Consider the following 9,446-nt stretch of genomic DNA (forward strand, 5'->3'; position numbering starts at 1 on the left):
CTCCTTCAGCACCGAGATGATCTGCTCCTCGCTGAAACGGCTGCGCCGCATGGCCCTTCTCCTGATCGAAGGACCCAACTTATCCGTGGCAGAAATGCAGGGGAGCACGTCATGTACCATCCCTCATTGGAGACAATTGCATGCCAACGACCACATATTTCCCGGCGCTTGAGAATATTTCAGCCCCGCAGTTTGTTCGTGTCGACGGCTATGCCACTCCGGGCGATGGTGGAGAGGCTCTTTATGAACGTCAGGATATTCCGGTTCCCAGCGAAGGACCGGAACTGTTCCCAGACGGCTTCACCGACTGGGATCTTGGTGAATGGGTGCGTGGCCCGGGTGACCGTCTCGGACCTGGCGTCAGCACGGACACCAAATATGCGATCGGTACCTTTCCGATCACTCCTGGACGACGTTATCGGGTGCGATGGAATGTGGCGGGGCGTACAAGCGGCACATGGTCTGTCTCGGTTCTCAGCGTCCTTGGCTATGGAGCACGAACTTTCTTTGCATCGTCATCATCAAATGGAGACGGCGAACTGATCTTCGAGGCTCGACCGGGAAATACGCAGTTCCGGTTCAACGGCACCGCCGCCTTCGATGGCTCGATTGGTCTTGTGTCCCTCGTGGAGCTGAGGGATGAAGGTCAGCAGACGCTTCTCGGGGCATCCTACCTCCCAGTTCCCCTGGACGGCGTCCTGCGCCCAGAGATGTTCGGTGCTGGCTTTGGCGGCAACGACGACGCGGCTTTTCGTCGATTCTTCCAACGCATCAATACGTTGGCACTGGAGAGACAGAGCGTCCATCTGGAGATCAACGGCCGCTATAATTGCGTCGAAACGCGTCATCTCGTCTGCGTGCCGGCCGGGGTGAATGTCACCATCGACGGTGACGGAGGCGTTGTCAATCTTACAGGGTCTGACCCGAGCGCCGAGTCGTTTTGGCTGGAGTTCCTCGGGCCGGGCTATGATGGCCTTGATACCGAGGGCCGCGTAAAGACGACATTGAAGGCGGGTATCGCGGCTGGGGCCGAAAATCTGTCAGTATTCGATAATACTGGCTTCGAAGATGGCGATTGGATCGCCCTCACATCAACATGGGAATATTGGGGCGGCGTCGGCGAGGCGGACGGGTTTCAGCGACTGAACACCGGCGAACTAATCCAGATTCGCTACCGATCAACCACAACAGATGATGCCTTGGTGCTTGGTGCGGGAACCGCCTTTGCCTATGCGCAGAATGCCGATCCTTCAACTTATCCCATCAATGTGCGGCGCTTCCTCATGGCCGGACAGTTCAGCCTCCGGGGCCTGCGCGCTATCGGCCCTGGCAGTGCCTCGACCGTCAATCGGCAGGGCACCGCCTTCTTGAACGTACGTCATTTCGCCGAAGCTCAAGAAAGCTTCGTCACGCTGGAGAACTTCCCAGGCTATTCGCTGCGTTATACGCTGTGCGCGGCGATATCGATGGATACGCCGAAGACCGTCGGACGCCGTTTCGACCGATCGAACAACAACAGCAACTGGTACTACGGCCGCGAGGTCATGGGATGTGCCCGCGCCAGCATCGTCTCCCCCATCGGAGAGCATTGTCGGCGCTCGATCGACCTGCACGAAGCCTCCCAGAACAGTTTCGTCGGCGACCGAGCCAGCAGTCAGGAAGGCGTTGTCTCAAAGCAAATCGCAATGGTCGGAGGCTACTCCGTCGAATGCCGTACGCTTCCGGGGGGCCATCTTTCTTACGACGTTACACTGACCGGCCACACCGGCCATGATAGTGGCGGACAGATGCGCGGCAAAAATATCCGCTGGGTCAATGTCCACACCAATTCGGGCCTCAGCCTTGGCGGTGAGATCGGCTCCACCGATCCCGCCACCTACGCTAGCGAAAACCCCTCGCAAGGCCACGTCGAGCTAGTTGGTTGCTCGTTTCGCAATCTACATGACGGCGGATGGGGCATTCAGGTTCGCCAGAACGTGGACAGCCTGCGCATACAGAACTGCGTCGTGGTTGCACAGACGCCGATCGCCTTCTATGGCCGCAACCAGGACAATGTGGTGATCGAACACAACTACATCGCCGGCCGGGATGGCGTGCCCCCCACTCAACCGATCATTGCATTCCTGAACAATGGCGACACGGCAGCTAATAAGGAGAGCAGTTACAACATCACGGTACGATCCAACCATCTGAAGAACGGCACATATGCGTTCCACCATTCCGGTGTAAAGGTATCGGAAGCGCGCGATATCCATGTGGATGATAATATTTTTGAGAATATTACCGCCGCACATATGCGTCTTCTTCGAAATACGGGATCGCAGTGGGCTACGGATGGAAGCATCACGTTGATAGGCAACGAGCAACGCGCTCCGTTCCCCTCCTCTCCCGCCGACGTTTCCACGCTTGCAGTGGTCCGTCACGGCAATAATTTCAACAATGCACCGGTGATTCTTTCTGTATCTGGCATGACATTAGAAATCCCTAAATGCCGTGCATCGACCCTCTATGTGCAACTGCCTAACACTTCGGCCACTGTGGCTACGCTTGCAGGTCTTCAGGAAGGGCAGTTCCTGTGCGTCGTCAAAGCTGGCGGATCGAATCCTGTGACGTTCCAGCACGGCACCGGCAACCTTCAACTTGGCTCCGACAGGGTATTGAATAGCGGCGTGGACCGCATCGTATTGGTCGGCACGGCCACCGGCGGCGCTTGTCTCGTATCTTTCGCGGATAACAGCTGATAGCCCGTCGCCAGCATCGGGGTGGAATAGCCAAGCAGGAAAGATCGTGAACGCGTTGCGAGGTTAGCGACGCTCGATCGCAGGCACAACAAAAGCCCGCCTTCCCTGAGGAGGACGGGCAGGACAAGGGGCGGTCATGAAGGGGCAACAAGAGCCCGTGGTGCCGGGAGCCCCGGTGGCATCGGCCATTGGCCCCGGTAATAAGGTAACCTCTCTATACGGATTGGCGGAGCAGGAGGGGAGCGATGCCAAAGCAGATAACCAAGCGATCTGTCGTGGTTGGTGAACGAAAGACCAGCATTTCGCTCGAATCTCAGTTCTTCGACCGCACGGCACCAACCTATCGTCTGCAATCAGGCTGTACGTTCTCGCTGATCTGCAGCGGCGCCTCGCGCCGTGACGGCAAGTTGCCTGAAACCAGTCGCGCCGACACCCTAAAACGGTCAGTTGCCTCGCGCCCAGCGTCGTGGCAGCGGCGGGCCCGCCGCAGTACGGTCAGCGTGCCCGACAACGTGTCACGAACGACCTGCGCCTTCCCCCACCGCAACCCCGGTGCTTCGACGCGGGTCTAGGTCGGGCGTGTTGTAGCCAGTACGTCCGGCCGCCCTTCGGGCTTTCGGCGGGAACCATCTGTGTGCAGATTTTGAGCGGAGGCCCAAATGACCCGCGACCGCCATTTGCTCAGTCTGCTCTCCGATATCGAGAGCGCGTTAAAGGATTACTCCTACGCCCTCTCGACGGCTCGTAGGCCGGCTCTAAGCGCTGAGGAGATGCTAGCCATCGTCAGGGCCAGCAAGTCTTACTGGCAACGCCTGGAAGCTGCTCGGCAGACCTTGGAAGATTCAGCGGCAAACCGACCCGAGCCTACCCCTTAGGCGTGCGAAGGCGTTGTATGAGGGGATACCCTTGAGACGCATGAGCCCACAGCCAGACCCCGCTCGAGCGGGATGCGCTTATCCCCCGTATTCGGAGAAGAGCACTAACCGAAGATCGAAGGTGCGTTAGCGTCTTCCCTCCCATCGCGTCGTGCTGGATCATCCGTCGTGCCGCTCGGCTTCGACGGAGATCGACGCCACACGAGCGCCGTCGGCGTCATTAACTTCCAACCTAAGGCGACCGTGGGGTGACATCTTCCATTGATGTCGCGCAGTACCTCACCGAAAGATGTTACCGCCTCCGACCAGGCAGCATCAACGTTGGGGAGATCGATCCACAAAGGCTCCGCCTGATCCGACCATTTGAACTGAAAACGCGCCACGCAAATCTCCGCTGCTTTCGCCGTTTCCCTAACGTGGTCGGCTTTGATGGGTTTCCAGCAGAGGCATGAACTCGCCACAACCCGGGAAAGGTGAGCGACACGGGGTAATCGCCCCACCCCGGATCTGCGACCTGTCGTTGCGGAATGGACGATCTCACGGTATTATTAGGTGGGTTTGAGGCTAGATCGTACCGAGAGGAGCGACTGGTGGCGCGCGTGACCCATTACGTTGTTTCGGCCGTTCGTGCGGAATGAGGTTGGCTGTCTCGTTCCTGAAGACGAAATCGCGTTGCCGACCTGGTCAGCGGCAAAATCGAAGGCCCTGTTGTTGGCGCCGGGCAAAGCAGGGGTACTGGTTATTTCGATGTCCGAGGATCCAAGCCTGGGGAAGTTCGATCCGCCAGTCATACTCGCTCGATATGGCGACGCAACGGACACGCTGGACTCTTTTGATCGTCGCTGACGCGGCCTTGTGAACTTAGGTGAAATATTTCGGAGAACTTAAACGAGGACTAAAGCGAGCGGTGCGGGACGTCCGTCAAGTGCACTAGTCGCCGGCTAAATTTCATGTAATTTCGGCGCGTTTTAGGCGAAACTTCGCTCAACCTAAGGTGCGGCATGACAACTTACGCGGGACAGGGGACGACGGCAGCAGAGGCCGGCCCTGATACATTTGAAAGCAGCGGATCCTCTGCAGAAGTAACGATTGAGAAATTTTCAATCGTAGATTTTCTCGAGCTCGGCGACGTTGTCGAGGTTACATATAATTCTCAGTCATACTCCGGAGTCTATGCAGGCACTGATGGTTCGTCATTTGTCATTTACGTCTCCGACGCTCCAGACCCGACGAACCCCTATCTTATTGTCGGCCCTGCCCCCGTTCCCGCTGGAGTAACGACAACGATTACCACAGACGTCTTTGTCGTTTGCTTCCTTGCTGGCACCATGATCTCCACCCCGGAGGGTGAAGCGGCCATCGAGACGCTGAAGCCAGGCGATCTGGTAATGACGTCCGATGGAAGCACCAAACCTGTGCGCTGGCTGGCCCGTCAAACCATTTCCACCGTCTTTGCCGATCCGTTGAAGGTGATGCCGGTCCGGATTGCCGCGGGCTCACTCGGCTCCAACCTGCCGGCCCGCGACCTCTTCGTTTCTAACGACCATGCGCTGGAGTTCGGCGGGCTTCTTGTGCAGGCCGGCGCGCTGGTGAACGGCGTCACCATCCTGCGCCACAAGCCAGAGGAAATCCGCTTCACCTACTACCACATCGAGCTCGAAGACCACGCGCTGGTGCTGGCCGAGGGCGTTCCGGCCGAAACGTTCGTGAACAACGTCACGCGCCGGCGGTTCGACAACTACGCGGAATTCGTAGCGCTGTACGGCGAGTCCAGCGATACGATAGCCGAAATCGACGTGCCGCGCGTCAAGTCAGCTCGTCAGCTGCCGGCGACCATCCGCGCTCGGATCGCCGCTCAAATGCCGTTGAAGATCGTCGCCGCTTGATCTACTGCTATAAAGCCCGCCGGCCATTCGGCTGGCGGGCTCAAGCCAGAATGCCGGCTTCCTCTGCTGCCGCGATGAAAGTCGCACGGAAGGCCTCGATCGTAGTCGCACCCGTGAGTACATCCCATGCGGCTTGTCGTGCCGCCTGATGGAATTCGGTATATTGACCGACCGGCCAGCGCTCCAACAGAAAGCGGGCCGCGCCCTCGACATCCCCAAGAGTGCGCTTCGTACTGTGCGTCTCCCAGACAGAGACTGGATTCATGGGCCTATACATGAAGCATCAACCGCTTCGGCGCGGGAAAGTTGCCGTCATCGAAGGCGTGATTGGAACCCATCGCGGGCAGGTTGTATTGTTTTAATATCGTCAGGAATGGCATATCGGCATGCTGACGACCGGAAGTTACGGGCTTTTCCGTTGCGCTTTCGCTCAACCCAGAGGGGGGCAAGCGCGTGAAAAGTTATCGCGTTTATGAATATTCCAGAAACGGGCGGATCCTTTCGGCCGCAGATATCCCGTGCTCGGACGATCAAGCCGCGATCAACGTGGCTCGCGCAACCTGCGATGCTGAGAAGATCGAAGTGTGGGAGGGCGACAGAATGGTCACGTCGCTTCCTCGCGAAGAGTTGGCGCCCGTCTGGCCCCACGAAAACGTCCAGAACTGACGGCGGCGATACTGGCCGAACAAGGCCTTGTCGGTCTTCGTTTCGTCCTGCACCGTGGCGTCGAGCAGCGCGACGGCATCCTTCAGCTCCAAGTTCTGGGCCCAACGCTTCAGTTTGCCATACCGACTGAATTCGTAGTGCCCCACTACCTTGGCGGCGGCGGCAAGACCAGCATCCGGGCCGGCTCGCCCTTGAACTCGTCGAGAATTTCTTCGCCTTCCTCGAGGATGCCATCGATGGCCGGGCAGGTCTTGCCCTGGGGCCGCTTGTCAATGAGTTCGAACACCTGCTGCAGTTGCTCGATCTGCTCTTCAGTCTCATCGCGATGCAGTTCGACGCACGGGGCGTGAGCATCTCGCCTCGCGCCCACTTCTAGGCGGTGAGCTTCGCTGCCTTGAGACTCAGGGTGACGATCACGCCCTCCGCCGACCAGTTGTAGTCAATCGAGCCGCCGAGTTGACCGGAAATGCTTCGCACTACAAGTCGACTCCCATAGCCTACAGCACCGTTCGGCGGCTCGACGGCTGAACCGCTCCGGGTTTGTCGGAGGCCCCAACTCCTGAGAGGATGGGGCTATGACGAGCAAGACGACGAACAAGTTCTCGCCCGAGGTGCGCGAGCGGGCTGTGCGGCTGGTGCTGGACTACGCGGCTGAACACCCTTCGCGCTGGCAGGCTATCGTGTCGATTGCGGCCAAGATCGGCTGCTCGGCACACTCGCTGAACGAATAGGTGAAGAGGGCCGAGGTCGACGCTGGCCGCCGAGCCGGAGTGTCGACGGACATGGCGGCGAAGCTGAAGGCCCTCGAGCGCGAGAACCGCGAGCTGCGGCAGGCGAACGAGATCCTGCGCAAGGCATCGGCATATTTCGCCCAGGCGGAGCTCGACCGCCGGTCGAAGACATGATCGCGTTCATCGATGATCACCGTGGTGCGTATGGGGTCGAGCCGATCTGCAAGCTGCTGCCGATCGCCCCATCGACCTACCATGCTCATGCCGTCCGGCGGCTCGATCGGTCAAAACTGTCGGCACCGGCGAAGCGGAACGCAATCTTACGGCCCGAGATTGCGCGGGTCTTTGCCGAGAACTTCGAAGTCTGTGGTGCGCGCAAGGTCTGGCGCCAGATTGCGCGAGGGGATCGACGCGGCTCGCTGCACGGTAGAACGGCTGATGCGGGGCATGGGCCTTGCAGGCGTGATCCGCGGCAAGCCGATCCGCCCAACCATGCAGGATCGAGCGGCACCGTGCCCGCTCGACCAAGTGAACCGGGCCTTTCATGCCCCGGCGCCGAATAGGCTGTGGCTGTCCGACCTCACCTATGTCAGCACCTGGTCAGGCTCCGTCTACATCGCCTTCGTGATCGACGCCTACGCCCCACGCATCGTCGGCTGTCGGGTGAGCCGGACTGCTCATGCCGGCTTCGTGCTGGATGCTCTTGAGCAGGCGCTTCACGAGCGACGGCCCGTTCATCGCGCGGCCTGGCGCACCATAGCGACCGCGGCTCGCAATATGTCAGCGTCCGCTACACCGAGCGTCTGGCCGAAGCGGGCCTCGAGCTCTCCGTCGGGAGCGTCGGCGACAGCTACGACACCGCCCTCGCCAAGACGATCAGCGGCCTCTACAAGGCCGAACTCATCCATCGGCGTGGTCCCTGCGCTCCTTCGAGGCTGTTGAGTTCGCGACGCTCGCCTGGGTCGACGGGTTCAATCATCGCCGGCTGCTGGAGCCCATCGGCAACATTCCGCCGGCCGAAGCCGAGGAGAGCTACTACGCCATGCTCAAGGAGCAGCAAATGGCGGCCTGACTTAAACCAAATGGCCTCCGGTGAATCCGGGGCGGTTCAGGCCGGCCCGCCGCGCTCCGCCCAGACGATCTTCACGTCCTCCTCATCCAGGCCGCCCGAGACGTCCAGCGTCCCCTCCTCGGCGGAGAGCGCTCCGTACTTCAATGAGTTCGTTGCGAGCTCGTGGATCACCAGCGCCAGCGTCGTCGCCGCGGTCTCGCCGACGCCCATTCGAGGAACCGCAACGCGGATACGCCCGCTGAAGGCGCCGAAATTCTCATAGGGGGAGAGTAGTACCGCCAGCAGGTCGCCCAGCTGCGCTGCCTGGCCCTGATGTCCGGGAAGCGGCCGCACCATGTCATGGGCTCGACCGAGGGCGGTTAGGCGGCCCGTCAACTCAGTCGCCATCTCCTTCGCCGTCGTCGACGAACGCGACGAGAGCTGGGTCAGCCCAGCGGCGATGGCCAGCAGGTTCTTGACACGATGGCTCATCTCGCCAGCGAGCAGCTCATGGCCTTCCTCGGCCTGCTTGCGGCCGGTAACGTCGAGGAAAACCCCGTACGTGAGCCGGTTGTACAGTCCTGAGTCGTTTCCGAGCCCGCGCGCGGAAATCCACCGGATCTCGTCGCCGATCATGATACGAAAGTCGATTTCGTAAGAACCGACAATGCCTCGCGTGGCAGTGAAGGCGGCTCTCACACGGTCGCGATCGGCCGGGTGAATATGGGTCGACAGGTCCTCAAATTTCACCTCGTCGCTTTGCGGTACGCTCCACAGCAGAAACGCTTGTTCGTCCATTGCGAACTGGTCGCTGTCTACGTTCCATGACCAGAGCGCCACGCCGGCCGCGCGGATTGCCCGTCGGCATTGATAAAACCCGAGGGGGCCGCCGCGGCGGCAATCAGAATGATTGTCGGACAAGAGTGTTACCTGCCACGGCCTTCTGATGGTTTCTATCGCATCTCGTACCATGTCTTGCATCACACAGCCCGTGTCCGCTTCGCGCAGACGTCGCCGGCTGATCGCGTATCCGCATCTCCAGCAAGCCGCTCCGAGCCTGACGCCGGGGTTACGAGGCTCGTCTGAGCACGGCTTTCGTCGCGCCGATCTCCTGGCCCGCCCTCTGTGAGCGAAGCGCTCTCGAGCCGACGCGGCGAGTTTTCTGGCGCCCGCCCACATCCCGATGGCGTTGGCGCCCCCGCGCAACGAAAGCCGGTCCCGAGGGTTAGTGGGACGATGCGGGGTCGGCCGGGCGTCCCCGCACGCTTAGGGAGCGCACGCGCATGGCACGGAAAGCTACGACAACGCAAACATCAGCGGCGGCGATTCACGATCAGACGCTGCTTCGCGGCAATGGCGGCGAACTGCACCAGGTGGCCGAGCGCGACACGCCGGTCATGACCACCGCCCAGGGCGGGCCGGTCGCCGACGACCAGAACACGCTGAAGGTCGGTCCGCGCGGTCCTAGCCTGATCGAGGATTTCCACTTCCGCGAG

5 protein-coding genes, 4 pseudogenes and 1 other annotated feature are annotated in these 9,446 nt (G+C 60.4%); of the genes and pseudogenes, 6 read left to right on the forward strand and 3 right to left on the reverse strand.

Annotation, left to right across the window (positions count from 1 at the left end; genetic code table 11):
• Nucleotides 1–140: 140 nt before the first annotated feature.
• From KHC28_RS24085 to KHC28_RS24095, 3 genes are all read left to right on the forward strand, one after another.
• The gene (locus KHC28_RS24085; protein ID WP_214010936.1) at nt 141–2,741 is read left to right on the forward strand and encodes a right-handed parallel beta-helix repeat-containing protein; all 2,601 of its coding nucleotides are present in this window, start codon (nt 141–143) and stop codon (nt 2,739–2,741) included.
• 245 nt (nt 2,742–2,986) lie between these two features.
• Nucleotides 2,987–3,313: a hypothetical protein gene (locus KHC28_RS24090; RefSeq protein WP_214010937.1), complete on the forward strand. Its 327-nt coding sequence runs from the start codon at nt 2,987–2,989 to the stop codon at nt 3,311–3,313.
• A gap of 1,304 nt (nt 3,314–4,617) precedes the next feature.
• Nucleotides 4,618–5,502: a Hint domain-containing protein gene (locus KHC28_RS24095; RefSeq protein ID WP_214010938.1), complete on the forward strand. Its 885-nt coding sequence runs from the start codon at nt 4,618–4,620 to the stop codon at nt 5,500–5,502.
• Nucleotides 5,503–5,542: 40 nt separating this feature from the next.
• Here the strand turns inward: KHC28_RS24095 and KHC28_RS28050 are convergent, their stop codons facing one another.
• A complete protein-coding gene (locus KHC28_RS28050; RefSeq protein WP_376772794.1) occupies nt 5,543–5,779 on the reverse strand; it encodes a DUF982 domain-containing protein in 237 nt (78 codons plus the stop codon).
• Between the two features lie 409 nt (nt 5,780–6,188).
• A pseudogene (locus tag KHC28_RS27570) lies at nt 6,189–6,502 on the reverse strand (YciE/YciF ferroxidase family protein); the annotation flags it as partial.
• 241 nt (nt 6,503–6,743) lie between these two features.
• Here KHC28_RS27570 and KHC28_RS28120 point away from each other — a divergent pair.
• Both KHC28_RS28120 and KHC28_RS28125 read left to right on the forward strand, forming a co-directional pair.
• Nucleotides 6,744–7,157: pseudogene (locus KHC28_RS28120) on the forward strand (transposase); the annotation flags it as partial.
• Nucleotides 7,028–7,144 (forward strand) — a sequence feature (AL1L pseudoknot). It overlaps the preceding pseudogene by 117 nt.
• Nucleotides 7,158–7,219: 62 nt before the next feature.
• Nucleotides 7,220–7,971: pseudogene (locus tag KHC28_RS28125) on the forward strand (IS3 family transposase); the annotation flags it as partial.
• Between the two features lie 36 nt (nt 7,972–8,007).
• Here KHC28_RS28125 and KHC28_RS24115 read toward each other — a convergent pair.
• Nucleotides 8,008–8,871 carry a sensor histidine kinase gene (locus KHC28_RS24115; protein ID WP_246565171.1) on the reverse strand — a complete coding sequence of 288 codons (864 nt, stop codon included), beginning with the start codon at nt 8,869–8,871 and terminating at the stop codon, nt 8,008–8,010.
• 362 nt (nt 8,872–9,233) lie between these two features.
• Between KHC28_RS24115 and KHC28_RS24120 the strand changes: the two are divergent.
• Nucleotides 9,234–9,446, forward strand: a pseudogene (locus tag KHC28_RS24120) (catalase); the annotation flags it as partial.

Origin of the sequence: Ancylobacter sonchi (assembly GCF_018390695.1) — a bacterium.
GTDB lineage: Bacteria > Pseudomonadota > Alphaproteobacteria > Rhizobiales > Xanthobacteraceae > Ancylobacter > Ancylobacter sonchi.

What these genes read in the sequence shown, in the direction of transcription:
- KHC28_RS24085 (WP_214010936.1), top strand. Translation starts at nt 141, where the DNA reads ATGCCAACGACCACATATTTCCCGGCGCTTGAGAATATTTCAGCCCCG.
- KHC28_RS24090 (WP_214010937.1), top strand. Translation starts at nt 2,987, where the DNA reads ATGCCAAAGCAGATAACCAAGCGATCTGTCGTGGTTGGTGAACGAAAG.
- KHC28_RS24095 (WP_214010938.1), top strand. Translation starts at nt 4,618, where the DNA reads ATGACAACTTACGCGGGACAGGGGACGACGGCAGCAGAGGCCGGCCCT.
- KHC28_RS28050 (WP_376772794.1), bottom strand. Translation starts at nt 5,779, where the DNA reads ATGTATAGGCCCATGAATCCAGTCTCTGTCTGGGAGACGCACAGTACG.